Consider the following 23,366-nt stretch of genomic DNA (forward strand, 5'->3'; position numbering starts at 1 on the left):
CGGCTCGATGAATGGGGCACCGCGTCAAACCATCTTTGGCCCGCGGTCGCCGGGATTGACTCAAGTGTGCCGCCGAGAAACCTTGACGTAGAGTAACGACTTGTACCGATTACGGTGCAGTTTTTCTACCGTATTTGACTGGAGTCGACCTTGCTCGAGATGAAGCGCCTGCGCCTGCTCTGGGAGCTCAGCACCCGCGGCACCGTCGCGGCCGTCGCCGACGCACTCCGCTACACACCGTCGGCAGTCTCGCAGCAGCTCGCGCTGCTCGAACGCGAGGCCGGTGTGCCGCTGCTGCGCAAGTCGGGCCGGCGGCTCGAGTTCACGGCCGCGGGCGAGTCGCTCGTGCGCGAGGTGGAGGGCCTGCTTAACGGCCTCGAGCGCGCCGAAGCGATGCTCCACTCCGCTGGCGACGAGATCACCGGCACGATTCGCGTCGCCTCGTTTCAGACCGCGGTGCTCGCGCTCTTTCCCGCGGCGCTCCGCCACCTGCGCGAGACAGCGCCGCACCTGCGCGTCGAGCTCGTGCAGTACGAGCCCGGCGCGGCGCTGAGCGAGACCTGGGCCCGCAGCTTCGACCTCGTCGTCGCCGAGCAGTACCCGCATCACGCGACCCGGCACATCCCTGGGCTCGACCGCATGCCGCTGACGACCGACCGCATCCAGCTCGCCGTGCCGCCGCGCGGCAGCGGCGTCGCCGAGTTTGATGCGGTCGAGTCGATCGCCGACGCGGCCGGACTGCCCTGGGTGATGGAGCCGCAGGACGCCGCCACCCGGCACTGGGCCGAGCAGGCGTGTCGGATCGCGGGGTTCGAGCCGGATGTGCGGTTCGAGACCGCCGATCTCCAGGCACACGTGCGGCTCATCGAAACTGGCAACGCCGTCGCGCTGCTGCCGTCGCTCGTGCACATCTCGACGCCGCGGGTGCGCCTGCTCGAGATCGAGGGCGCGCCAAAGCGCACGCTGTTCACGGCGGCGCGGGAGGCGAGTCGGGGGCACCCCGCGATCTCGGCCGTGCGCGATGCGCTCGAGGTCGTCGTGCGCGAGGCCGAGGCGGCGCGGCCTACTTCATCCACTCCGTAAAGCCGGCGCGCACCTTGTTCACCTTGGGCACGGCGACCGCGAGACAGTAGCCCTGGCCCGGGTTCTTCGCGAAGAAGTCCTGGTGGTAGTCCTCGGCGTCGTAGAACACATCGGCGTCCTCGAGCGAGGTGACGACACCGCCGCCCCACATCTCATTCGCCCGCTCGACGGCGGCCTCGAAGAGCTCCCACTGGTCTTCGTCACTCGGGAACATCGCTGAGCGGTACTGCGTGCCGATGTCGTTGCCCTGACGGTTGAGCTGGCGCGGGTCGTGCAGCGTGAAGAACATGTCGAGGATGACGTCGCCGGGAATCACCGACTCGTCGAACACCACCTTGACCGCCTCGGCATGGCCGGTGCTGCCGGTGCAGACGAGCTCGTAGTTCGGGTGCTCGACCGTGCCACCGATGTAACCGGAGATGACGTCGTCAACACCCTTGACGTTGCGGTACACCGCATCGAGGCACCAGAAGCATCCACCCGCAAGAACGTACGTCGTAGTCATGCGTCAATGCTAGGCGCCGTTGCTGCGCGGCCGCCAAGTGCGGCGGGTTCGACGCCGTGTCGGAGGCTCGGCTTAGCGTGCGAGCACGCAGCACGCGGCGCCACAGGCGCCTTTGCGGAAGGAATCACGATGACCATCACCCTCCTGCCCCGAACCACCGACCTCATCCGCGAACGCGCAGGCCTGCGCATCCACCAACTCACCGAGACGCGCTGGCGCGTCTCGCAGCCCACCGGCGCCATCGTCGGCTACCTCGAGCAACGCGGCGACGAGGTCGCGGTCATGCGCATGACCGCCGACCGGCGCGGTTTCTTCGACCTCGGCATGTTCGACGACGTTGACGAGGCGTTCGACGCACTGCGCCGCATGTAGCCGGGGCTAGCGCCACCAGGTATCGAAGGGCGTCACCGGCACGGTGCGCTTGTGACGCGTGCGGGTGAAGTAGCCCTCGAGTTTCTCGGCGACTTCGTCGGCCACCTCGCCGCCGGTGAGGTAGGTGTCGATGTCGGCGTAGCTGAGGCCGAGTTCGTCTTCATCGGCGCGACCGGGCGTGCCGTCGAGGAGGTCGGCCGTGGGCTGCTTGAGATAGAGGCGCTCGGGCGCGCCGAGGTGCTCGAGCAGCTGTCGCCCCTGCCCCTTCGTGAGACCGGTGAGCGGAGTGAGGTCGCAGGCGCCGTCGCCAAACTTCGTGAAGAAGCCGGTGACGGCCTCAGCGGCGTGGTCGGTGCCAATGACGAGCGCGCGACGCTCGGCGGCGATCGCGTACTGCGCGACCATGCGGGTGCGCGCCTTCGAGTTGCCGCGGGTGAAGTCGGCGAAGGTAAGGCCCTCGGAGCCCTCGTCAAGGCCGTCAACCGCGGGCTTGATGTTAAACGTCACCGCGTCGTCGGCCTGGATGAACTCGAGCGCGAGCTGCGCATCCGCTTCATCGGCCTGCACGCCGTACGGCAGGCGCACGGCGGTGAACCGTGCGTCGTGGCCCCCGGCGCGCAGCCGCTCTACTGCGAGCTGCGCGAGGCGGCCGGCGAGGCTCGAATCCTGGCCGCCCGAGATGCCGAGCACGAAGCCATGGCTGCCGGTGGCGACGGCGTAGTCGTGCAAGAAGGCGACGCGCGCCTCGACCTCCGCGCCGGGGTCGATCTGCGCTTTCACGTCGAGTGCTTCGATGATCGCTGCCTGTGCCTCTCGCATGCGACTAGTTTTGCACGATGCGCGACAGCTGACGCAAAAACTTTCACCTAGGCAACGCTTACCTAGAATCCCTGCCGCCTTCCCCACGACATCGAGTCAGGTCAGACCCCCACTCGCTGCACGCCCACAATCCCGTCCTGCGATACGGCGGCACCGAAGTGGTCCACGGCGTCCCCCTCGTAGGCGTGCACGCGGTGGGTCGCGGCGAGCCCGGTCTGCTGCGGGCGCATCGATTCGAGCGAGCCGTCGCCCTCGACCTCCTCGGAGAGGTCGGGGGCGTTGATGGCGATGCGCGTCACCGCTCGGCGTTCGCGAAGTCGGCGAGCAGCTCGCGCTCCTCAGCGTCGGTCAGGCCCGCTCCGTGGGGGTTCGGAATGTCGTGCTCGAGTTCGTGGTGGAGGGAGTCGCGAAGCGTGTCGGCAAGCGGGCGCAGGGTGAGCCCGGCCGCGCGGGCGCGGTCGGTGGAGCGGGCGTTCATGCCATACCAGTCGCGGTCGGCGATCCACAGCGGCAGCGAACGCGGGCCCATCCACTGCGCAACCTCACGCTCGGTTAGCCATGCCTCGGGCGCGGGCACGACCTGGGCCGAACTGCAGGCGATCTCCCGAGCCACATCGAGGTGCGCTGGCAACGGATGCGCGTCACCCTGCGCGTTGAAAGCGCCGGTCGCGCCGCCGGTCGCGAGGGCGACGATGAAGTCGGCGAGGTCACGCACGTCGATGACGGCGGTCGGGAGTTCCGGGGTGTCGGGCGCGAGCACCCGGGCGCGCTCGTTTGATGGCGCGGCGAAACGGCGCACCCAATAGCTCGTGCGGCCCGTCGGGTCGCCGGGACCGCCGATGAGCCCGGGGCGCACGATCGCGGCGCGCTGCTCGCCGAAGGCGTCGAATACGGCCCGTTCACACGCCGACTTTGCCTCGCCGTACTGCTCCATGCTCGCCATCTCGTCGGCGTCGAGGGCCGGGAGTAGCTTGCTCGACTCGTCAGCGCCGATCGTGGTATGGCTCGCATAGGCGCTGACGCTCGAGACGAAGACGTACTTCGCTGCCACGGGCTCGAGGTCGCGCACCGCGCGGCGCACCGGTCTGGGCTCGCGTGCGAGATCGACCACCGCATCCCAGTGTTCGTCGCGCACTGCTCTTAAGGCGTCGCTGTCGATGCGGTTCGCACGCACGAATCGGGCACCGTCCGGCGCTGGCGCGCTGCCGCGGGCAAGGCAGGTGACGTCGTGGCCGTCGCGGAGGCCGGATTCGGCGACAGCGTGGCCGAGCCAGGCGGTGCCACCGAGCAGGAGCAGCTTCATGGGCTTAGCTTTGCAGCCGCACCCGAAGGTGACGTGGCCGTTCGCAATCGGCGGAGGCGGCGCATGCGGGCCGACAAGTGTCGCTTGCTATGGTCGGCGGCACTACGTGACGAAGGAGACACGCATGAAGAAACCCCGTCTATTCCTCGCACCGATCGCAATCGCTGCGCTCGCGCTCGCTGGCTGCCAGTCGGGCGGCGACGCCGCGTCGACGGGTGAGGCCACTTCTGATGAGGGAACCATCGACCCAGCCGCGACCGAGTCGGCGGCTCTCGACGACGGCGTGCTGCAGGCCTGCTACACCGGCGATTACCGGCCGTTCAGCTATGACGACCCCGACACCGGCGAACGTACTGGCATCGACGTCGCGCTCATGGAAGACCTCGCCGATGACCTCGGCGTCGAACTCGAGTGGGTCAAGACCTCGTGGTCAGACCTCATGTCGACCTTCCTCAGCTCCTGCGACATCGCCGTCGGCGGCATCTCCGTGACCGACGAACGCGCCGAACAGGTGGCGTTCAGCGATCCGGTTATCGTCGGAGGCAAGGCCGCGATCACGACGTGCGGCCGCGAAGACGAGTTCGACGAACTCGAGGAAGTCAACCAGCCCGACACCACGCTGATTACTCCCGTGGGTGGCACCAACGAGGCATTCGCCGACGAGAACGCGCCCGAGGCCGACATCGTGCGATACGACGACAACAACACGATCTTCGATCAGATCGTCGCGGGTGATGCCGATGTCATGATCACCGATGCGCCCGAGGTCGTCTGGGCCGCCCACGAGCATCTCGAACTCTGCGAGGTCAACGCCGACGACCCGTTCACCGACGCGACCCTCGCCTACATGCTGCCGCTCGAGGATGCCGAGTTCGCGGCGACAGTGAACTCGTGGCTCGCGAGCACCTGTGAAGATGGCACCTGGGACGCGGCCGTCAGTGATTGGTTCGGCGACGACTCGGTGTTTTCCGCGGAGCAGCTGCAGGAGGTGCTCGGCTAGCCGCGCTTAGACCTCGGGGGCGATGCGCACGAGCATCTTGCCGGTGTTCGCGCCGCGCATCATCTCGAGGAACGCGTCGACCGCGTGATCGATTCCGTCGACGATGGTCTCGTCGTAGGCAATCTTGCCCTCGCCGAACCAGCCCGCCATGTGCTGCTGGAATTCGGGGGCGAGGTGGATGTAGCTGCCGAGCGTGAAGCCCTTGAGTGACAGGGCGCGCGTGATGATGTTCGCCATGTTGTCGGGGCCCGCGGGCTTATCAGCGGCGTTGTAGCCCGCGATCGCACCGCAGAGCGCAACGCGCCCACCGTCGTTCATGACGTCAAGCGCCGCCTCGAGGTGGTCGCCGCCGACGTTGTCGAAGAAGACGTCGACGCCCTCGGGGGCGATCTCGGGCAGCTGCTCGCGCACCGGCGCATCCTTGTAGTTGATGGCGGCGTCATAGCCGTACTTCTCGGTGAGCAGCGCGACCTTCTCGGCCGAACCCGCCGAGCCGATGACGCGCTCCGCGCCGAGGAGGCGCGCGATCTGGCCCGCGGCGGTGCCGACGGCGCCGGCAGCGCCCGAGATAAAGACGGTGTCGCCCTCCTTGAGGCCGGCGATCGCGGTGAGGCCGACGTAGGCGGTCATGCCGGTCATGCCGAGGATGCCCATGCGCACCGAGTGCGGCACACCCGGCAGCTCGGGAACGGCGCGGAATGCGCTGGCGTCAGCCTGGGCGATGTCGCGCCAGCCGAGGTCGTGCTGCACGAGCGTGCCGACGGGCAGCGCATCCGAAGTCGACTCGACGACGCGGCCGATCGCGCCGCCGGTCATCGTCTCGCCGAGCACGTACGGCGGGGTGTAGCTCTTGACGTCGTTCATGCGGCCGCGCATGTACGGGTCGACTGAGATGAACTCGTTGCTCACCCGAACCTGGCCGGGCTCGAGGTCGGTGTACTCGACCTCGACGTAGCGGAAGTCCTCGTGCATCGGCCATCCCTGCGGTCGGGCGACGAGTTGAACCTGGGTGCTGACGGCTGCGGGCATGGAGGTACTGCTTTCTGTTGGTGCGGTGGCGGTTGGACGGGCTAGAGCGCGACGCCGATGGCGAGGGCGATCACGGCGAGCGCCGGGATGACGCCCTGTTTGAGCGCCGCTGCGGCTTTGTCGGGGCTCGTGATGAGCAGCACGACCGAGGCCGCGACCATCGAGCCGGCGCCGGTGAAGACGAGGGTCGCGCCGATGGCGGGCTGGCCGACCGCGTAGAAGATGATGCCGAGGATCACGGCGAGGGCGAGGAAGAGGTTGTAGAAGCCTTGGTTGAAGGCAAGCTCTTTCTGCACGGCGGCCTCTTCTTCAGTGCCGGTGCCGAACGTCTTCCGGGCAAGCGGTCCCGTCCAGGCGATCGACTCGAGATAGAAGATAAAGACGTGCACGAGCGCCGCGATGCCGGCGAGTAGGAGACCTGCGATGACCATGATGAAGCTGCTCCCCCTTGCGTCGAGCGACGCTGTCCATTCTGAACCGACCGGTTTAGAATATACTGAACCGGTCAGTTCACGCAATGGAGGAATTCATGGGCCGCACCCAGACCTTTGACACCACCGAGGTTGTTCGGGCGGCGCGCGCGGTCTTCTGGCAGCACGGCTTCGAGAACGCCTCGCTCGCCGAGCTCGAGCAGGCCACCGGCCTCAATCGCTCGAGTATCTACTACGCGTTTGGCTCGAAGCGCGGGCTGTTCGACGCCGCCGTTGAGAGCTATCTCGACGAGATCATCCGGCCGCGGTTGCAGCCACTGAAGGGCGATGTGGTCGCGGCAGATGCGCTCGAGCAGTATCTTGTCGGGCTTCGCGCCGCACTACTGCAGGTTGGCTCGCTGCCAGCGACGCACGGATGCATGCTGGTCAACACCGCCGGCGCGCCGATCGGCCACGACGAGGCGGTCGCACAGACGATTCGGGCCTACACCGCGGAGCTGCGTGAGGCGATGACCGCGGGCGTGCGGGCCGCGCGGCCCGATGCTTCTTCTTCAACAGTGGAGGCACTCGCCGAGTCATGCACCAGCCACGTCATTACCGCGATGGCGATTGTGCCGATCAGCCCCGAAGATGCGGCCCGGGCGCTGGATGCGGCGCGCGCGTTGATCGCTGCGGAGTAATTCGCGGGGCCCAGCTGCGAACTGGTTGGATCGCAGCCTTGACAGTGGGTCGTCGTCATATTGCAGTAGCACAGGGCCCACCCGGCGCTAGCGCGCGCTGCCCGACAGCCATGCCAATGTCGGATGCTCGTGGTGAACTGAAACCAGTCGCCAAACCGCCACGAAACCCACACGTCCGAAGTCATGTCGGAGGCTCATGCAAGAGTGAACACAGGCCGGAAACCTTCCCGCCAATGCTCGAAACCTCGAACATTCCGCCCGACTTGAATAGAACATTATTTCTATTGCCATAACGCGTGCATGCGTATATGCTTGCTACAAAGGTTCCCCCATTGACGCACCTTCGAGGAGGTGACGCCCGATGCCCGCAACGACCCCTCCCCCCGGCTCTGACTCAGATGAGCCGATTCGTCGCGCACCGAAGCACCGGCCAGACGGCACCACCCCACCACCCGAAACCGACGGGCTCAATGACGCGCTCGGGGCGATCGAAGAGATGGTGCTCAACGGGGCGAAACTCGAGCAGACCGGCGCATTCCTGAAGATGATGGGGCTCGCGCAGGCGTACGCCGTCGCGGAGCACCGCACCTACACGCAGCTGCAGGAACGCTCCTCGGTAGTGAGTCCCGACGACCTGCTGCGGCTGAACCTGCGATCGATCGTCGCGGAGTTCGGCATCCACACGAACGAGTCCGACACCGCACTACTCAACCGGGCGTATGACGCGCACCGGCTTGGCACCGACTTCACGGTGTGGCTCGACCCGCTGCGGGAGGCGGCGGTGACCATGCGGCACGCCCGCGCACTCCTCCGGCACGCCGGGATCGTGCCCGATGAACGCCTCGACGAATACGCGTCGAAAGTGCTGGAATTCGCGAAGGGCGCCACCGTCGCCGCGACCGACGCATTCGCCCGCAAACTCGCCGCCGAATTCGGGGCGGAAGAGTTCGAGGCGGCGTTCGAGCACGAGTACCAGGCACGCCATGTGACCATCGAGGACCGCGAGTTCGGGATGTCCCGCATCACCGCCGACGTGCCGACACTGCAGGCGCACGCCGTGTACGACCTCATGAACAAGCAAGCCAAGGCCTTGCGTGAAGAGAACGTGAACGAGGCCGACGAACACCGACGTCGCGTGCGCGAGGCGCAGGCACGCGGGGAAGACCTCTCCCCCGCCGATGCCGAGTTCGTTGAGGACCCGCGCACCGTTCGCCAGTTGATGGCCGACCTGTTCGTCGAAACCTTCCTCACGACGACGCCGCAGAGCATGCGCGAACACGAGGCCAAGGGTGGCTCGCGGGTGTCAGCGACGGTGAGCATCGTGATCCCGGTGCTCAACCTCCTCAACCCGGACGCGCCGCGCGATGTCGCAACGATCAACGGGATGACCCCGATCAGCATGACCGAAGCCCGTGAGATGGCGGGCAAGGCGAAGTGCTTCCAACGCATCCTGACCGACCCGATCACCGGGCACGTATTGACCGTCGACTCGCGCAATGCGACCCCCTCGATGCGACGGTTCCTGCAGGCGAGGGACCAAGTGTGCCTGTTCCCGGGCTGTCGCAGACCCGCGCATCAAAGCGAACTTGATCACACGAAACCGTGGGCCGCGGGCGGCAAAACCGACGTCGACAACCTCGGACACCTCTGCCCAAAACACCACACCCTGAAACATCAACGTCCGTGGGAGTGCGAACAACTCGGGAACGGCTGGGTCCGGTGGCGCACCCCGCGCGGCGAACGGGTGACGGTCGAACCCGCACGAGTCGGGCCGATCTTCAAACCCGTCGACGACCAGGAGTATGACGCGGTCAACGATCCCACTCCGTTCTAGCGGCCCCATGCCATCGCGCCTAACTTGTACCCCGCTGACGGGCACGCAGGCTGTCGTCGAGCGCGGGGCGAGAACGGGGCATGGGCGCGCATCCGGGAGGAAAACCAGAAAGTCGCAAGCCACCGAATCAACGATGCCTTGCGACTTTTATCTGGTGCGCGAGGGGGGACTTGAACCCCCACGCCCTCACGAGCACACGGACCTGAACCGTGCGCGTCTACCAATTCCGCCACTCGCGCGCAAGGAACGACCCTACCATAATCCGGGCGCAATCGTCACGAGTGGGCGAAGACGGCACACGCAACTCATACTCGGCCACTACTATGCCAACGGTAGACCTCGTACGTAGGAGACAGTGTGGGAATTCTTGACAAATTTGAACGGGGGCTGGAGCGCGCCTTCAATGGCGCGTTTGCCAAGACGTTCAAATCTGGCCTGCAGCCTGTCGAAATCGTCGCCGCGCTCAAGCGTGAATGCGACACGCGCGCCTCGATCGTGTCGCGCGAACGCATCCTCGTTCCAAACCGCTTTCACGTCATCGTCTCGCCCGCCGACTACGACCGCCTCGGGGGACTCGGCGACTCGCTCACCGGCACCCTCGTGCAAGAGATTGAGCAGCACGCGAGCCGCCAGCACTATCAGTTCGCGGGCGGCCTCTCGGTGAAGCTGCTGCAAGACGACACGCTCAGCGAGGGCCAGCTCAACATCGAGTCGCGCAGCGTCGAGGGCCGCGTCGACTGGACCCCCGTGCTCGACGTCAACGGCCGCCGCTACACCCTGCACCAGGGCAGCAACGTGATCGGCCGCGGCAGCGATGCCGACATCACGATCGACGACGGCGGGGCATCGCGCCGCCACGCCGAAGTGGTGTGGGACGGCCAGCGCGCCGGCGTGCGCGACCTCGGCTCGACCAACGGCACCAAACTCAACGCTCGACGTGTCTCGCAATCGGCACTCGACTCCGGCTCGCTCATCGAGATCGGCCGCACCCAGCTCTATTTCCAGGTGGTGCCACAAGCCTCACCGAGCGATGACACGGGCTATCTGCAACGACCAGGAGGCATGCAATGAGCGGCGAACTGACACTGCTGGTGCTGCGCCTGGTCTTCCTGGCGATCATGTGGATCTTCATCTTCTCGATCATCTACGCCCTCCGCAGCGACCTCTTCGGCTCGCGCTCGCGCGACTACCAGCGCGCGATGGAGCAGTCGCGGCAGCAGGGCACGGCCCCGCAGCCGCAGCCCGTTCCCGCAGCCGCGCCCGCGCAGCAGCAGGCCGCTCCTGCCCAGCAGCAGCGCCCCCCGCAGGCACAACAGCAGCCACAACAGCAGGGCCCGATCGCGTTCGAGAAGGTCGTGCTCACCTCCGGCCCGCGCCGCGGCACCGAGATCAAGCTCAGCGACCAGCCGCTGCTCATCGGCCGCTCCCCCGACGCAGACCTGCGCATCCAGGACGACTACACGTCAACCCGCCACGCCCGCCTGCTCAAGTGGAACGACACGTGGATGGTGCAGGACCTCGATTCGACCAACGGCACGTACGTCAACGACGAGCGCGTTTCCCAGCCCGTAGAAATTCGCCGGGGCACCGTTGTGCGAATCGGCACGACCACCTTTGAGCTTCGCTAATGCCGCAGATCGTACGCGCCGGCGCGGTGTCGCACGTGGGCCGAGTCCGGTCGAACAACCAGGACTCGGGCCTCATCGGCAAGCACATTTACGGCGTTGCCGACGGGATGGGCGGCCACGCGGGCGGTGACGTCGCGTCCTCCATCGCGGTCAAGTTCCTCGCCGAGCACGACGTGCAGTTCACCTCGGTCTCGGAGGCACAGGAGGGCCTGACGGCACTCCTCCACGAGGCGAACGAGCTCATCGTCGACGCCGCACGCACCCACTCCGAACTCAAGGGCATGGGCACAACCGCCGACGTCATCACGCGCATCGGCGACGAAATGGTCATCGGCCACATCGGCGACTCGCGCGTCTACCGCTACCACTCGGGCGAGCTCAAACAGGTGACGGTCGACCACACCTTCGTGCAGCGCCTCGTCGACGCCGGCCGCATCACGCCCGAAGAGGCGCTCGTGCACCCGCGCCGCTCGGTGCTCATGCGTGTGCTCGGCGACGTCGAGACGGCGCCCGACGTCGACACCTACGTCGTGCCGGCCGTCGACGGCGACCGCTGGTTACTCTGTTCCGACGGCCTCTCGAGCTACGTCGACGAAACCCAGATCGCCGAGGTGCTCGCGCGCAAGGTCGAATCGTCCCGCGAGGTCGGCGACGACCTCGTGCAGCTCGCGCTCGACAACGGCGCCCCCGACAACGTCACCGTCGTCGTGCTCGAGATCGGCGAGAAGCCGCTCGAGAGCATCAAGCCCAAGGTCGTCGGCGCCGCCGTCAACCCGATGCGCTACGCCTCGAACGCGCCGAAGCGCGTCAAGCGACTGCTGCCCGACGTGTTGCAGTCGCGGCGCAAGCTCGCGGCCCGGCCCGAGAACGAAGAGTTCGCGGCCCCGACCGACGAGATGTTCAACCGCATCCTCGCCGAGGAAAAGCGCTTCCGCCTGATGCGGCGCATCACCTGGTCGGCGGCGGTCGTGATGCTCATCGCGGTTATGGTCGGCGCGAGCGCCCTCGTGTACAGCTGGACGCAAACGCGCTACTACGTCGGCGAATACAACGGCAACGTCGCGATCTACCAGGGGGTCAACGCGAACATCGGCTCGTTCGAACTCTCTGAGGTCATCGACGAAACCGACCTCTCGGTCGACGACCTGAACCCCTACCAGCGTTCGCAGGTTACCGGCACGATCGCCTTCGCCACGCTCGCCGAGGCACAGGACCTCGTCGAACGGCTCATCAACGGCACGGCCCCCACCCAGCCCGACGAGGAGGCGACGCCGGTTCCGACGAGCACGCCGACGTCAGGCCCGACCTCCTCCGCCACCGCATCCGCCACGTCCGGAGGTGAGTAGCGATGACCGCACCGACCCAGACCACCGGCCGCCGCGAACGACGCCAGGGCTTGCGCAACATGGAGCTCGGCCTCCTCGTTGTGGCCTACATCATCGTGCTCGGCGCGCTGCTGCAGGTGCAGCTCGGCGTCAACGGCACGTTCGATTGGCACGTCGTCACACTGTTCGGCGCGCTGCTCGTGCTGACGCTTGGGGTGCACATCGTGCTGCGCTTCCGGGCACCCCGCGCCGACCCGTTCCTGTTACCGCTTGCAACGACGATCAACGGCCTCGGCATCACGATGATCTACCGGCTCGACCTTGCCGATAACCCCGAGCATCCGGGCACCCAAGCGATCTCGCAGATCGTCTACACGGGCCTCGCGATCGCCATCGCCATCGCGGTGCTCATCGCGCTGCGCAACCACCGCGTCCTGCAGCGGTACACCTACCTGTTCGGCGCTGTGTCGCTGATCCTGCTTGTGCTGCCGCTCATCCCCGGCCTCGCCGCCACCGGTGCGAACGCCCGCGTGTGGATCTCGGTCGGCCCCTTCAACTTCCAGCCCGGTGAAATCGCGAAAATCACCCTCGCAATCTTCTTCGCGGGTTACCTCGTCACGGCGCGCGACTCGCTCTCGATGGTGAGCCGCAAGTTCCTCGGCCTGCGCCTGCCGCGGATGCGCGACCTCGGCCCGATCCTCATCGTCTGGGCCTTCTGCATGGGCGTGCTCGTGTTCCAGCGTGACCTCGGTACCTCGCTGCTCTACTTCGGTCTGTTCCTCGTGATGATCTTCGTCTCGACCGGCCGCATCTCGTGGGTCATCATCGGCCTTCTGCTGTTCCTCGGCGGCGGCACCGTCGCGGCCATGAACATGAGCTACGTCGGCAATCGCATCTACGCGTGGCTCCACCCGTTCGACGACGCGCTCTACCAAGCCGACGGCGGCAGCTACCAGCTCGTGCAGGGCCTGTTCGGACTCGGCAACGGCGGCATCATCGGCACCGGCCTCGGCCAGGGGCGCCCCGACCTCACCCCGCTCGCCGAGAGCGACTTCATCATCTCGGCGCTCGGCGAGGAGCTCGGCCTCGCGGGCCTCTTCGCGATTCTCGCGATGTACCTGATCATCGTCGCCCGCGGCCTGCGCATCGGCCACCTCGGCGGCGACGACTTTGGTCGCCTGCTCGCGACGGGCCTTTCGTTCGTCATCGGGTTGCAGGTGTTTATCGTTATTGGTGGTGTGACGCGTGTGATTCCGCTCACGGGTCTCACCGCGCCCTTCCTCGCGGCGGGTGGTTCGAGTCTCGTGGCCAACTGGATCATCATTGCGATCCTGCTCCGGCTGAGCGACACGATCCGCAGCAGCCAGGTCGGCGCCACCGCCACCGAGATGTACGCCAACAACCAGATACCAAACCGAGAGGGGGCATCCGCATGAGTAAGAACATTCGCGCCATTGGCATCATCCTGCTCGCGATGTTCCTCGCGCTGTTCGGCTCGTCGACGTACATCCAGGTCTTCCAGGCCCCACAGCTGGCCGCAGACGGCCGCAATACGCGCGTGCTCCTCGCGAGCTACGAGACGCAGCGCGGGCCGATCCTCATCGACGGCACCCCGATCGTGCAGTCGGAGGCCGACGGCACGCAGTACAAGTACCAGCGCGTCTACGAGAACGGCCCTCTCTACGCGCCGATCACCGGCTATTACTCGGCCAACCAGGGCGCGACCGGCCTCGAGTCGGCGATGAACGCCGAACTCTCGGGCCGCTCCGACTCGCAGTTCTTCACGAGCCTGCAGGCGATGTTCACGGGCAGCTCGCCCGCCGGCGCGGCCGTCGAGGTGACGATCGACCCGGATGCGCAGCAGGCGGCCTGGGATGCGCTCGGCGACATGCAGGGCGCGGTCATCGCCATCGACCCCGAAACCGGCGCGATTCTTGCGATGGTGTCGAAGCCGTCGTACGACCCGAACTCGCTCGCGACACACGACGACCAAGAGGTCATCGACGCGTATAACTCGCTGCTCAACGACCCCTCGAACCCGCTCTTCAACCGCGCGATCGCCGGCAACCTCAACCCGCCCGGCTCGGTCTTCAAGATTGTCGTCGCGGCGGCGGCCCTCGAGGCGGGCATCGTCGAACCCGACACCGACCTCGACAACCCCACCGAGTGGGAGCTGCCCGGGTCGAGCTCGGTCATCTACAACCCCTCGCACGGCGCCAAGTGCGGCAGCGGCGAGAAGACCAACCTGAAGACCGCCCTCGAGCTGTCGTGCAACATTCCGTTCGCGCAGCTCGCGGTGAAGCTCGGCGACGAGAAGATCCGCGACATGGCGGAGGCGTTCGGGTTCAACGACAGCTTCGAGATTCCGATGGAGTCGACACCGTCGCAGTACCCGACCGAAGAGCTCGACGACGCGCAGACCGCGCTGACCGGCTTCGGCCAGTTCGACGTGCGCGCAACGCCCCTGCAGATGGCGATGGTCTCGGCCGCCATCTCGAACGGCGGCGAACTCATGAACCCGACGGTCGTCGACAGCGTGCTCACGCCGAACCTCGACGAGATTCAGGGGCCGCAGGTGAGCAGCTACGGCACGCCGATCTCGCAAGAGACGGCCGAGAAGCTCACCGACATGATGCAGGGTAGCGTCAGCGAAGGCGCCGCAACCAACGCGGCGATCGCGGGCATCGACGTGGCGGGCAAGACGGGTACGGCGCAGAACGGTGAGGGCGAGGCGTACTCGCTCTGGTTCACCGGCTTCGCCGAATCGAATGGACAGCAGGTAGCGGTCGCGGTCGTTTTGGAAGACGGCGGCGGCATGGGACAAAGCGGGACCGGAAACGGACTGGCGGCATCAATTGGAGCAGCAGTGATTAAGGCGGTGCTTGGGGTATGAGGCCTGCACACGGAGTCACCTTCGGTAATCGGTACCAACTCGGTAACCGCATTGCCATCGGCGGTATGGGCGAGGTGTGGGAAGCCACCGACCTCGTCATCGGTCGCCAAGTCGCCATCAAGATCCTCAAGGACGAGTACATGGGCGACCCCGGCTTCCTCGAGCGTTTCCGCGCCGAGGCGCGGCACGCTGCGCTCGTGAACCACGAGGGCATCGCCAACGTCTACGACTACGGCGAGGAGAACGGCTCGGCCTACCTCGTCATGGAGCTTGTGCCCGGCGAGGCGCTCTCGACGATCCTCGAGCGGGAGCGCGTGCTGCCGCCCGACCAGGTGATGGACATCGTCTCGCAGACCGCGACCGCCCTGGGTGCCGCGCACCGCGCCGGCCTCGTGCACCGCGACATCAAGCCCGGCAACCTGCTCATCACGCCTGACCACCGCGTGAAGATCACCGACTTCGGCATCGCGCGCATCGCCGACCAGGTGCCGCTCACCGCGACCGGCCAGGTCATGGGCACGGTGCAGTACCTCTCGCCAGAGCAGGCCTCCGGTCACGCGGCGACGCCGTCGACCGACATCTACTCGCTCGGCATCGTCGCGTACGAGTCGCTCGCCGGCCGCCGCCCGTTCACGGGTGAATCGCAGGTCGCGATCGCGATGTCGCACATCAACGACGCGCCGCCGCCCCTGCCGGTGACGGTGCCCGAGCCGGTGCGCAACCTCGTCATCTCGGCGATCTCAAAGGATCCGAAGGATCGCCCCGAGTCGGCGGCCGCATTCGCGCGTGCCTCAGCCGCGCTCCGCGACGGCGACGTGCAGCGCGCGGCCCAGGCCGTTCCCGCCGTGCTCGGCGTCGGCACCGCGACCGCGCCGCTCGACCAGACCCAGCTGCTCGGCAACGACCAGCAGTCGACGACGGTGCTTGGCGCGCCGCAACAGTCGACGCAGCAATACAGCCCTTTCGACGAGCTCATGGGCCAGAACGCTCAGGGCTCGCAGGTCGCGACGACCGATTCTGATGAGGACGAGAACAAGGAGGAGAAGGAGAAGAAGCCGGGCAACTGGCGTTGGATCCTCATCGCCGCCCTCGTGCTGCTCGCCCTCGCGCTCGGCCTGCTCGGCTTCGCGCTGCTGCAGAACAACGGCGACGAGACCACGCCGACGTCCACGGCGACGCAGAGTGAGACGCCCGAGCCGACTCCGACCGAAACCCAGGCCGAGGCCGAGACAGTCTCGATCTCGTCGAGCCAGTTCGTCGGTATGAGCTATGACGACGCAGCCGCCGAACTGACCAGCCTCGGCCTCAACCCTGTGAAGGTCGACGGTCAGTCTGCCCAGAGCCAGAGCGATGTCGACACCGTCATCAGCGTCAACCCGACCGGCAACCTCACCGTCGGCGACGAAGTGCAGGTCACGGTCTACACCGACGTCGCGGCGGTCGACAGCGGCCCCTCGAACGGCCCCACCCTCACGCAGAACGGCACCGACCTCGTCGTCGAGTGGAGCTCGTTTGACGGTCAGTGCCCTCCCGGCCAGTCGGTCTCGGGCTACACCGTGACCCTCACCTGGACCGGCGGTGACGCCGGCGCGACCCCCTACACCCAGGGTGCCTCGTCGACATCAATGACCACGACTATCCCGAGCGGAGCGACGGCGGTGACAGCCTCGTACCAGCCCGAGTGCTCGTCGTCGGATGTGCCGACCTCTCCCGAGACGTCGCTCGACCTTGACCAGCAGGATGACTCGCAGCAGCAGCTGCCGACCACCGATCCGACGCCCGGCAACGGCAACGGCAACGGCAACGGCAACGGCAACGGCAACGGCAACGGCAACGGCAACGGCAACGATTAAGCGCCCGATCGTGCTGCGCGGCCCCGGCGGATGCGCGGGGTCGATACACTGGGCAGTCTGTAGAGATCGGCGGCAGCCGTTCCACCGGTAACCCGGTGCCACCAATACTGAGGAGTTCAGCAAGTGATCCAGGGAGAACGCACTCTCGCTGGCCGCTACCAGATCGGACGGCGCATTGGCCGCGGCGGAATGGCCGAGGTCTACGCAGCGACTGATGAACGCCTCGGTCGGCACGTCGCGGTCAAACTCCTCCACACGAACCTCGCGGGCGAATCCTCGTTCCGGAGCCGCTTTCGCCAGGAGGCGCAGGCAGCGGCGCGCATGACGCACCCGACCATCGTGCGCGTGTTCGACGCGGGCGAGGACACCTTCGTGCGCACCGACGGCTTCGAGATCGTCGTGCCGTACATCGTCATGGAGTACATCGACGGCAAGCAGCTCGGCGACATCATGGCCGAGGAGCCCCTCAGCGACGAAAAGGTCGAGAAGTACATGTCGGGGCTGCTCACATCGCTCGAGTACTCCCACCGCGCCGGCGTCGTGCATCGCGACATCAAGCCGGCGAACGTCATGGTCACGACGGCCGACGAGGTCAAGGTCACCGACTTCGGTATCGCCCGGGCCATCTCCGACACCGCGGGAACGATCGCGCAGACGACCGCGATTCTCGGCACCGCATCCTACTTTTCGCCCGAGCAGGCTCGCGGCGAGACCGTCGACGGTCGCAGCGACCTCTACTCGGCCGGCATCGTGCTCTACGAGATGCTCACGGGACGCGTGCCATTTCAGGGCGATTCGGCTGTGGCCGTCGCCTACCAGCACGTCACCGAGCCGCCTCGCCGCGCGAGCGAGCTAAGCTCGCGCGTGACCCCGGCGCTGGATGCGGTGGTCACCAAGGCGCTCGCGAAGCGCGCCGACGACCGCTACCAGACCGCCGCCGAGTTCCGCACCGACCTGCAGAACGCGTTCAAGGGCATCGCCCCCGCGTACACGCGCTCGGCCGCCGAAGAGTCGGCCACCACGCAGCTGTTCGGTGCCGGCCCGACCGCGATCGACGCGACCGAGTCGGCCCTCAACTCGATGAACGAGGACGACGACCGCGCCCCGCAGGTGCAGCGCCGTCCCCCGGCCATGTGGATCTGGGGCGCCGTCACCCTCGTGGCGGCCGTCCTCATCGGCGTGCTGCTCTGGGTGCTGCTGCTGCAGCCCATGACGCTGCCCGAGACCAGCGCATCCGTGCCGAACGTCGTCGGCATGACCGAGGAGGAGGCCACCGCCTCGATCGAAGACGTGGGACTCACCGCCCGGGTGCAGCATGCCGCGAGCGATGACGTGCCCGCGGGCGAGGTCATCTCGCAGTCGCCGCCCGAGGGCTCGAGCGTCGCGCTCGACACCACTGTGACAATCACGATCTCGTCCGGACCAGATGCGATCGGCGTGCCCTCCCTCGAGGGCATGTCCGAGTCGGAGGCGAAGGCGGCCCTCGAGGACGTCGGGCTCACGCTCGGCACCATCATTAACGAGGACTCCCCCGACGTGCCCGCCCACCAGGTCATCCGCAGCGAACCGAGCGCGAACACCGAGGTCGAGCCCGGCTCGAAGGTGAACGTCTACGTCTCGAGCGGCAACGTGAGCCTGCCCGACGTGCGCGGGCAGTCGCTCGCCGACGCCGAGACGCAGCTCACCGACCTCGGCCTCACCCCGGTGCGCCAGGAACTCCCGACCTGCGAGGCGCAGGACGGCAGCCCCGTCGTGAACATGTCGGTAGCTCCGGGCCCCGTCGCCCAGGGCAGCGAAGTCAGCCTCAGCTACTGCACCGGAAGCGCCCCTGCGCCTGAACCCGAACCGAGCGACGACAGCGGCGACACCGGGGACTCGGGCGACACGACCGACGACAGTGGCAACAACGGGAACGGCAATAACGGAAACGACACTAACGGCATCGGCAACCGCTAGGTCGCCGCTAACTGCCGGTTAGAACCCCGAGGCCGACCGTAACGTCCTGCGGCGTCAGGAAGGTCTGGTCGATCCAGGGGAACAGCCACAGCACGCACGCCGCGAGCACCGCGGCGATGACCACGAGCATGAACAGCAGTTTCACCGGCCACGGGCCGGGAAATGCTCGCCAGAGCGCTCCGTACAATTCCGTCTCCTATTCGCGGCCGGTGTCTTGGCCGTCGTTCTGGTTTCGCGCGTTCACGACGTCGGCGATCTCGTCGGGCGCACCGTCGGCGCGCGGCGTGAACTCGACAAACACTGAGTACGAGACGGCGCGCTCCGCGACCGAGTAGATCGGGTTGCAGGTCATCATGAGCAGGATGCGGTCGTCGCTCTGCTCGTCGGGGTAGCGAGGCACGTCCGAGAGGATCGACACCTCGTACGGGTCGACGTACTCGCCCGAGCGGTACTCGTACTCGTACCAGCCGTCGACCGTCTCGACGTAGGCGTGGTCGCCGACCTGCAGGTTCGGGATGTTCTGCATCGGCGCGCCGTACGCGAGCCGGTGGCCGGCGACGGCGAAGTTGCCAATCGCGCCCGGCGCATCCGAGTTCATGTAGTAGCCGACATACTGGTCGAGCACGCCGTACTGCGTGATGTCGGTCGCGATCGTGCGCGAGTAGTCGGCGCCGAAGGCCGGCACGTAGAGCACCGCGAACGGCTCGGCGGAGTCAGTCGGCGTGGTGCGCACCGGAATACCCTGGTCGTCGTCGGGCGCCGGCGCGTCGGTATAGTTCTTCTCGAACTCCTGGCTGAGCTCGCTACCGGCCGAGTTCTGCTCGTTGCCCTGAATGACGTCGTTGAGCCAGTACTTCCAGCCCATGAACGCGAGCGTGCCGAGGCCGGCCGTGAGCAAGAGCTCACCAAGCACTCCGGTGACGGTGATGCGCTGCGCTCGCTTTCGCCGCTGCTCCTTGCGTGAACGTCTCGTGGCGTCAGGTGCGGGCGAAGTCATGCGCGCAATTCTAGACGGCTAGAATGCCATCATGCCCAACGAGACTCCCAAGGCCGGTCACGACTACGAGCTGACCGACGACATCATCGAGGTTCACGACGAAGACCTCGAGGACGAGGTCGACGACGCTGCTGGCAGCGACGAGGCAGATGAGCCTGAGGACGACGAAGCTGAAGACGACGACGAAGACGACGACGACGCTGCAACGGCGGCGGGTGCGACCAAGCGCAAGAAGGCCGCGAAGAAGCCGCTGACGAAGGACGAGCTGCGCGCCGAAGAGAAGCGCAAGAAGCGCGCCGAGCGCGAGCGCATCGAGCGCTCGAAGCAGATCGCTGCCGAGGCCCGCGGCAAGAAGTACGAGCCGAAAGGCTCCGCCAAGAAGAAGCCCAGCGACGGCAAGCCGCTCACGAAGGAGCAGGAGCGCACCGCCGCCGCGGCCCAGAGCCGTGCCGCCGAGGGCAACCCCGTCTGGTTCAAGCCGATCATGTTCGGCTTCCTACTGCTCGGCTTTATCTGGATCCTCGTGTACTACATGTCTTCGGGCCGCGCCCCCGTCGGCGCGCTCGGCGACTGGAACATTCTCATCGGCTTCGGCATCGCGCTTGTGGGCTTCTTGATGATGTCGAACTGGAAATAGCTGCCCGGGCGCATCCATACCTGTGAAGTTATCCACAGCTTATGCACCGGTGTGGAGAATTACACGGTTGTAACTACATGACTGTAGTTATCCCCAAGATGTGGATTGATCTGGGGATAAGTCGCTAGAGCAGCATGCCGACGAGCGGCGGAATCGCGAGGCAGAGCACGCCCACGACGAGCTGCAACCAGAGGCCGAGCGTCGGCCATTGGCGCCGACCGTTCTTAATCTTGCCGGGTTTCTTCCGGCCGCGATCGATGTCGAGCAGCGTGAGCGAGCCGCAGATGAGGCCAACCACGAGCCCGCCGACGTGCGCCTGCCAAGAGATGCCCGGATTAATGAACGAGATCGCGACGTTGATGCCGATGAGCACGAGCATCGACGTGACGTCCTGGCCCGTCTTGCGCAGCACGAGGAACCACGCCGCAAACAGGCCGAAGACGGCGCCGGATGCGCCAATCACCCAGCTGCTCGGGGCAAGCAGTGCAACGGCGAGCGAGCCGCCGAGGGCGGACACCACATACAGCGTCGCGAACCGCAGCGAGCCGATAAGCGGCTCGAGGGCGCGGCCGAAGATCCACAGCGTCAGCGTGTTCATCGCGAGGTGGAGGAACGAGCCGTGCAGGAATGCCGAGGTGAGCATCCGCCAGGGCTCGAAGGCGAGCTGGCCGTTCGGGTAGTAGTGCCGCGCGTCGGTGAACTGCGGCGAGTACGAGCCGTATGTGTCAATGAAGTCGGTGCCGAACTGGCGCGTCAGCCACTGCAACACGCCGACCACGACGATGAGGCCCATGAGCGTGTATGTGACAGGGCTGCCGCTGCCAATGAGGCGGCTGCGGAGCTGGCCGAAGCGGCCGCCGGCCGCTCGCACCCGCTGCTTCGAGTGCATCCGCTGCTGTTCGCGCACGCGACCATGCTGCTCGGCGAGGCACTCGGGACAAATGACGCCGACCGGCGCCTGAGTCTGGCATTCCGGGCAAATCGTGCGGCCACATCGCTGACAGAGCACGAAGCTCTGCCGATCGGAATGGCGGTAGCAGCAGTTGTCGGAGCCGGATTCAGGAGCGCCGGCCGGCGTTGAGGTCATGAAATGCCTGGGGAGGGAGGCGACTCGGGAGCCTAGAGGCTCTCGATGTCGACCGAGTTGATCACGACGTCCTCGAGCGGCTTGTCGCGGCCGTCGGTCTGCACGGCCTCGATGGCGTCGACAACCTGCTTCGAGGCATCGTCGGCGACCTCACCGAAGATGGTGTGCTTGCCCTGTAGCCAGGTGGTGGGCACCGTGGTGATAAAGAACTGCGAGCCGTTCGTGCCGCGGCCCGCGATCTTGCCGGCGTTCGCCATGGCGAGGATGTAGGGCTTCGTGAAGTCGAGCTCGGGGTGAATCTCGTCGTCGAAGTTGAAGCCGGGGCCGCCGCTGCCGGTGCCGGTGCGGTCGCCGCCCTGCAGCATGAACTGCTTGATGATGCGGTGGAAGGCCACGCCGTCGTAGAAGGGCTCTTCCTTGGTTTCGCCGGTGACCGGGTCGGTCCACTCGAGCTCGCCGGTGGCGAGTGAGGTGATGATCTTGACCGTGTTCGGCGCGTGGTTGCCGAAGAGGTTCAGCTTGATGTCGCCGAGGGTGGTGTGCAGCGTCATGACTGCGGTTGCGTTCGTCATGCGTTCATCTTTTCATAGCGGCCTTTGGCCTGGGTGTATGGTCGGGCCGACTCAGGAAACAGCGACCAACGCATGACAAGATACGTAGGAACGCACAGGATGCGTGCGAACGCGTAATCGTGAACGCCGGAGGATAAAAATGGCACTTTCTCGCAAGAACAAGCGCAAGGTCAACCGACTGCGTAAGGACGCCGACCGCCTCTGGTCGGAGCAGCAGGCAGTGTTTGCCAAGGTGCGCGACCTGGCTGGTCGCGCGGGTGACGAAGCCCGCGTCTATGCCGACAAAGAGATCGCTCCCGTCATTCGCAAGAAGGTCGACAAGGACCTCCGCCCGGCATTTGACCGCGGCGTGAAGCAGGGCCGCCGGGCACTGTCGGGTGCGAACGAGCAGTTCCAACACCGGGTGCTCCCCGCCGTCGCCCAAGTGGGCGGCAACGTGACGGGCGCCGTGCGCGAGTTCGTCGACAACAACCAGACCCTGCAGACCGTGCAGGCGAAGGCCCAGGACTTCGGCAAGAATGCCGCGGCCAACGTCGAAAAGGTGCAGGCCCGCGTGGCCAAGGAACAGAAGAAGCTCGAGAAGCAGGCGAAGAAGGATGCGAAGTCGGGCCCCGGTGTTGGCGGCTGGTTCCTCATCGGCGCCGGCGTCGCCGCCGTTGCCGCGGTGGGCTACGCGCTCTGGCAGACCTTCCGCGCTGACGACGACCTCTGGATCGCCGACGAGGAGCTCGACGCTCCCGTGAAGACGGTCTCGAACGACTAGTCGCTCAACACAGCAACGCGGCCGCCCACTTCACAGTGGGCGGCCGCGTTGCTGTTGAGGCCTAGTCTTCTTCGGACTGCTCGACCGCGTCGTCGTCGACCTCGATCGGCGTCGCCGCCTTGCGCTTCGGCCCGCCGAGGCCCTCGAGGTGCCCGTTGCGGGGGCGCTCGTGGTAAAGCCGCATCGCGACGCGCACGAGCGACACCGTCTGCAACGACTTCACCTCGCGCAGGTCGAACCAGCGGGCCTCGTCAGTCGTGCCGTTCTCTTCAGCGCGCAGCTCGCCGCCGATGACGGTCGCGAGGTAGACGATGCGCACGTTCTGCAGCGGCGTCTCGGTCGGGCGGCCCTTGCGGCGCTTGTTGCGGCCGTTGACGATGATCGAGTCGACGCCGAGCAGCTGGTCGATCGAGGCGTGGTAGCCCGTTTCCTCCCAGATCTCGCGCACCGCGGCGTCGTGCGGATCCTCGCCCGCCTCGATGCCTCCGCCGGGCAGCGTCCAGCCCGAACGACCGCGAGAATTCCAGTGTGCGAGCAGAATCTGCCCGTCACGCACAATCACGCCGTATGCGCCGACTCGGAATCGCACCTGGACTCCT

25 protein-coding genes and 1 tRNA gene are annotated in these 23,366 nt (G+C 66.5%); 14 read left to right on the top strand and 12 right to left on the bottom strand.

Annotation, left to right across the window (positions count from 1 at the left end; genetic code table 11):
* Window positions 1–150 precede the first annotated feature (150 nt).
* The gene (locus EJL01_RS04860) at window positions 151–1,083 is read left to right on the top strand and encodes a LysR family transcriptional regulator (protein ID WP_125106497.1); all 933 of its coding nucleotides are present in this window, start codon (window positions 151–153) and stop codon (window positions 1,081–1,083) included.
* On the opposite strand, the gene msrA is transcribed toward EJL01_RS04860, so the two are convergent.
* Window positions 1,064–1,588 carry a peptide-methionine (S)-S-oxide reductase MsrA gene (msrA, locus tag EJL01_RS04865; protein WP_125106498.1) on the bottom strand — a complete coding sequence of 175 codons (525 nt, stop codon included), beginning with the start codon at window positions 1,586–1,588 and terminating at the stop codon, window positions 1,064–1,066. The two genes, EJL01_RS04860 and msrA, sit on opposite strands and share 20 nt — an antisense overlap.
* 129 nt (window positions 1,589–1,717) lie before the next feature.
* Here msrA and EJL01_RS04870 point away from each other — a divergent pair, with 129 nt between their 5' ends.
* Complete coding sequence (locus tag EJL01_RS04870; protein WP_125106499.1) at window positions 1,718–1,960, top strand: hypothetical protein; 243 nt, start codon at window positions 1,718–1,720, stop codon at window positions 1,958–1,960.
* Between the two features lie 6 nt (window positions 1,961–1,966).
* Here the strand turns inward: EJL01_RS04870 and nadE are convergent, their stop codons facing one another.
* The 3 genes from nadE to EJL01_RS04885 all read right to left on the bottom strand — a co-directional run bounded on the left by nadE (window position 1,967) and on the right by EJL01_RS04885 (window position 4,082).
* Window positions 1,967–2,779: an NAD(+) synthase gene (gene nadE, locus EJL01_RS04875; RefSeq protein WP_125106500.1), complete on the bottom strand. Its 813-nt coding sequence runs from the start codon at window positions 2,777–2,779 to the stop codon at window positions 1,967–1,969.
* A gap of 101 nt (window positions 2,780–2,880) precedes the next feature.
* Window positions 2,881–3,078, bottom strand: a complete 198-nt coding sequence (locus tag EJL01_RS13080; protein WP_206427675.1) for a hypothetical protein — start codon at window positions 3,076–3,078, stop codon at window positions 2,881–2,883.
* Complete coding sequence (locus tag EJL01_RS04885) at window positions 3,075–4,082, bottom strand: NAD-dependent epimerase/dehydratase family protein (protein WP_125106501.1); 1,008 nt, start codon at window positions 4,080–4,082, stop codon at window positions 3,075–3,077. Before EJL01_RS04885 ends, EJL01_RS13080 begins: the two co-directional genes overlap by 4 nt.
* Window positions 4,083–4,206: 124 nt before the next feature.
* Here EJL01_RS04885 and EJL01_RS04890 point away from each other — a divergent pair, with 124 nt between their 5' ends.
* Window positions 4,207–5,082, top strand: a complete 876-nt coding sequence (locus EJL01_RS04890) for a transporter substrate-binding domain-containing protein (protein ID WP_125106502.1) — start codon at window positions 4,207–4,209, stop codon at window positions 5,080–5,082.
* 6 nt (window positions 5,083–5,088) lie between these two features.
* Here the strand turns inward: EJL01_RS04890 and EJL01_RS04895 are convergent, their stop codons facing one another.
* Window positions 5,089–6,111, bottom strand: coding sequence for an NADP-dependent oxidoreductase (locus EJL01_RS04895; protein WP_125106503.1), 1,023 nt, complete (start codon window positions 6,109–6,111; stop codon window positions 5,089–5,091).
* A gap of 41 nt (window positions 6,112–6,152) precedes the next feature.
* A complete protein-coding gene (locus tag EJL01_RS04900) occupies window positions 6,153–6,542 on the bottom strand; it encodes a DUF1304 domain-containing protein (protein WP_125106504.1) in 390 nt (129 codons plus the stop codon).
* Between the two features lie 98 nt (window positions 6,543–6,640).
* Between EJL01_RS04900 and EJL01_RS04905 the strand changes: the two genes are divergently transcribed.
* Both EJL01_RS04905 and EJL01_RS04910 read left to right on the top strand, forming a co-directional pair.
* Window positions 6,641–7,222 carry a TetR/AcrR family transcriptional regulator gene (locus tag EJL01_RS04905; RefSeq protein WP_125106505.1) on the top strand — a complete coding sequence of 194 codons (582 nt, stop codon included), beginning with the start codon at window positions 6,641–6,643 and terminating at the stop codon, window positions 7,220–7,222.
* Between the two features lie 361 nt (window positions 7,223–7,583).
* Window positions 7,584–9,056 (top strand): HNH endonuclease signature motif containing protein, encoded by a 1,473-nt coding sequence (locus EJL01_RS04910; RefSeq protein WP_125106506.1) that lies wholly within the window; start codon window positions 7,584–7,586, stop codon window positions 9,054–9,056.
* A gap of 152 nt (window positions 9,057–9,208) precedes the next feature.
* Here the strand turns inward: EJL01_RS04910 and EJL01_RS04915 are convergent.
* Window positions 9,209–9,295 (bottom strand) — tRNA-Leu (locus EJL01_RS04915).
* A gap of 118 nt (window positions 9,296–9,413) precedes the next feature.
* Between EJL01_RS04915 and EJL01_RS04920 the strand changes: the two genes are divergently transcribed.
* The 7 genes from EJL01_RS04920 to pknB all read left to right on the top strand — a co-directional run bounded on the left by EJL01_RS04920 (window position 9,414) and on the right by pknB (window position 18,711).
* Window positions 9,414–10,127, top strand: coding sequence for an FHA domain-containing protein (locus tag EJL01_RS04920; protein WP_125106507.1), 714 nt, complete (start codon window positions 9,414–9,416; stop codon window positions 10,125–10,127).
* Window positions 10,124–10,684 carry an FHA domain-containing protein FhaB/FipA gene (locus tag EJL01_RS04925; RefSeq protein ID WP_125106508.1) on the top strand — a complete coding sequence of 187 codons (561 nt, stop codon included), beginning with the start codon at window positions 10,124–10,126 and terminating at the stop codon, window positions 10,682–10,684. The genes EJL01_RS04920 and EJL01_RS04925 overlap by 4 nt, the downstream gene beginning before the upstream one ends.
* On the top strand, window positions 10,684–12,030 hold the full coding sequence (locus tag EJL01_RS04930; RefSeq protein WP_125106509.1) for a PP2C family protein-serine/threonine phosphatase: 1,347 nt from the start codon (window positions 10,684–10,686) through the stop codon (window positions 12,028–12,030). Before EJL01_RS04925 ends, EJL01_RS04930 begins: the two co-directional genes overlap by 1 nt.
* Before the next feature lie 2 nt (window positions 12,031–12,032).
* The gene (locus EJL01_RS04935) at window positions 12,033–13,445 is read left to right on the top strand and encodes an FtsW/RodA/SpoVE family cell cycle protein (protein WP_125106510.1); all 1,413 of its coding nucleotides are present in this window, start codon (window positions 12,033–12,035) and stop codon (window positions 13,443–13,445) included.
* The gene (locus EJL01_RS04940; RefSeq protein ID WP_125106511.1) at window positions 13,442–14,902 is read left to right on the top strand and encodes a peptidoglycan D,D-transpeptidase FtsI family protein; all 1,461 of its coding nucleotides are present in this window, start codon (window positions 13,442–13,444) and stop codon (window positions 14,900–14,902) included. Before EJL01_RS04935 ends, EJL01_RS04940 begins: the two co-directional genes overlap by 4 nt.
* On the top strand, window positions 14,899–16,755 hold the full coding sequence (locus EJL01_RS04945; RefSeq protein WP_125106512.1) for a serine/threonine-protein kinase: 1,857 nt from the start codon (window positions 14,899–14,901) through the stop codon (window positions 16,753–16,755). Before EJL01_RS04940 ends, EJL01_RS04945 begins: the two co-directional genes overlap by 4 nt.
* Before the next feature lie 123 nt (window positions 16,756–16,878).
* Window positions 16,879–18,711, top strand: a complete 1,833-nt coding sequence (gene pknB, locus EJL01_RS04950) for a Stk1 family PASTA domain-containing Ser/Thr kinase (protein WP_241209107.1) — start codon at window positions 16,879–16,881, stop codon at window positions 18,709–18,711.
* 7 nt (window positions 18,712–18,718) lie between these two features.
* On the opposite strand, the gene EJL01_RS04955 is transcribed toward pknB, so the two are convergent.
* Window positions 18,719–18,898 carry a hypothetical protein gene (locus EJL01_RS04955; protein ID WP_125106513.1) on the bottom strand — a complete coding sequence of 60 codons (180 nt, stop codon included), beginning with the start codon at window positions 18,896–18,898 and terminating at the stop codon, window positions 18,719–18,721.
* 9 nt (window positions 18,899–18,907) lie between these two features.
* Window positions 18,908–19,708 carry a class E sortase gene (locus EJL01_RS04960; protein ID WP_125106514.1) on the bottom strand — a complete coding sequence of 267 codons (801 nt, stop codon included), beginning with the start codon at window positions 19,706–19,708 and terminating at the stop codon, window positions 18,908–18,910.
* Between the two features lie 31 nt (window positions 19,709–19,739).
* Between EJL01_RS04960 and EJL01_RS13345 the strand changes: the two genes are divergently transcribed.
* Window positions 19,740–20,345 carry a cell division protein CrgA gene (locus EJL01_RS13345; protein WP_206427676.1) on the top strand — a complete coding sequence of 202 codons (606 nt, stop codon included), beginning with the start codon at window positions 19,740–19,742 and terminating at the stop codon, window positions 20,343–20,345.
* Window positions 20,346–20,469: 124 nt separating this feature from the next.
* On the opposite strand, the gene EJL01_RS04970 is transcribed toward EJL01_RS13345, so the two are convergent.
* On the bottom strand, window positions 20,470–21,252 hold the full coding sequence (locus EJL01_RS04970) for a rhomboid family intramembrane serine protease (protein ID WP_241209108.1): 783 nt from the start codon (window positions 21,250–21,252) through the stop codon (window positions 20,470–20,472).
* Window positions 21,253–21,464: 212 nt separating this feature from the next.
* The gene (locus EJL01_RS04975; RefSeq protein WP_125106516.1) at window positions 21,465–22,004 is read right to left on the bottom strand and encodes a peptidylprolyl isomerase; all 540 of its coding nucleotides are present in this window, start codon (window positions 22,002–22,004) and stop codon (window positions 21,465–21,467) included.
* A gap of 139 nt (window positions 22,005–22,143) precedes the next feature.
* On the opposite strand from EJL01_RS04975, the gene EJL01_RS04980 reads away from it, so the two are divergent.
* Window positions 22,144–22,767, top strand: a complete 624-nt coding sequence (locus tag EJL01_RS04980; protein ID WP_125106517.1) for a hypothetical protein — start codon at window positions 22,144–22,146, stop codon at window positions 22,765–22,767.
* A 61-nt stretch (window positions 22,768–22,828) separates the two neighbouring features.
* Here EJL01_RS04980 and EJL01_RS04985 read toward each other — a convergent pair whose 3' ends face one another.
* Window positions 22,829–23,356 (bottom strand): NUDIX domain-containing protein, encoded by a 528-nt coding sequence (locus tag EJL01_RS04985; protein WP_125106518.1) that lies wholly within the window; start codon window positions 23,354–23,356, stop codon window positions 22,829–22,831.
* Window positions 23,357–23,366: the final 10 nt, after the last annotated feature.

It is taken from the genome of Gulosibacter massiliensis, from assembly GCF_900626105.1.
In the GTDB taxonomy this organism is placed as follows: Bacteria; Actinomycetota; Actinomycetes; order Actinomycetales; family Microbacteriaceae; genus Gulosibacter; species Gulosibacter sediminis.

What these genes read in the sequence shown, in the direction of transcription:
- msrA (WP_125106498.1), bottom strand. Translation starts at nt 1,588, where the DNA reads ATGACTACGACGTACGTTCTTGCGGGTGGATGCTTCTGGTGCCTCGAT.
- EJL01_RS04870 (WP_125106499.1), top strand. Translation starts at nt 1,718, where the DNA reads ATGACCATCACCCTCCTGCCCCGAACCACCGACCTCATCCGCGAACGC.
- nadE (WP_125106500.1), bottom strand. Translation starts at nt 2,779, where the DNA reads ATGCGAGAGGCACAGGCAGCGATCATCGAAGCACTCGACGTGAAAGCG.
- EJL01_RS04885 (WP_125106501.1), bottom strand. Translation starts at nt 4,082, where the DNA reads ATGAAGCTGCTCCTGCTCGGTGGCACCGCCTGGCTCGGCCACGCTGTC.
- EJL01_RS04890 (WP_125106502.1), top strand. Translation starts at nt 4,207, where the DNA reads ATGAAGAAACCCCGTCTATTCCTCGCACCGATCGCAATCGCTGCGCTC.
- EJL01_RS04895 (WP_125106503.1), bottom strand. Translation starts at nt 6,111, where the DNA reads ATGCCCGCAGCCGTCAGCACCCAGGTTCAACTCGTCGCCCGACCGCAG.
- EJL01_RS04900 (WP_125106504.1), bottom strand. Translation starts at nt 6,542, where the DNA reads ATGGTCATCGCAGGTCTCCTACTCGCCGGCATCGCGGCGCTCGTGCAC.
- EJL01_RS04905 (WP_125106505.1), top strand. Translation starts at nt 6,641, where the DNA reads ATGGGCCGCACCCAGACCTTTGACACCACCGAGGTTGTTCGGGCGGCG.
- EJL01_RS04910 (WP_125106506.1), top strand. Translation starts at nt 7,584, where the DNA reads ATGCCCGCAACGACCCCTCCCCCCGGCTCTGACTCAGATGAGCCGATT.
- EJL01_RS04925 (WP_125106508.1), top strand. Translation starts at nt 10,124, where the DNA reads ATGAGCGGCGAACTGACACTGCTGGTGCTGCGCCTGGTCTTCCTGGCG.
- EJL01_RS04930 (WP_125106509.1), top strand. Translation starts at nt 10,684, where the DNA reads ATGCCGCAGATCGTACGCGCCGGCGCGGTGTCGCACGTGGGCCGAGTC.
- EJL01_RS04935 (WP_125106510.1), top strand. Translation starts at nt 12,033, where the DNA reads ATGACCGCACCGACCCAGACCACCGGCCGCCGCGAACGACGCCAGGGC.
- EJL01_RS04940 (WP_125106511.1), top strand. Translation starts at nt 13,442, where the DNA reads ATGAGTAAGAACATTCGCGCCATTGGCATCATCCTGCTCGCGATGTTC.
- EJL01_RS04945 (WP_125106512.1), top strand. Translation starts at nt 14,899, where the DNA reads ATGAGGCCTGCACACGGAGTCACCTTCGGTAATCGGTACCAACTCGGT.
- EJL01_RS04960 (WP_125106514.1), bottom strand. Translation starts at nt 19,708, where the DNA reads ATGACTTCGCCCGCACCTGACGCCACGAGACGTTCACGCAAGGAGCAG.
- EJL01_RS13345 (WP_206427676.1), top strand. Translation starts at nt 19,740, where the DNA reads ATGCCCAACGAGACTCCCAAGGCCGGTCACGACTACGAGCTGACCGAC.
- EJL01_RS04975 (WP_125106516.1), bottom strand. Translation starts at nt 22,004, where the DNA reads ATGACGAACGCAACCGCAGTCATGACGCTGCACACCACCCTCGGCGAC.
- EJL01_RS04980 (WP_125106517.1), top strand. Translation starts at nt 22,144, where the DNA reads ATGGCACTTTCTCGCAAGAACAAGCGCAAGGTCAACCGACTGCGTAAG.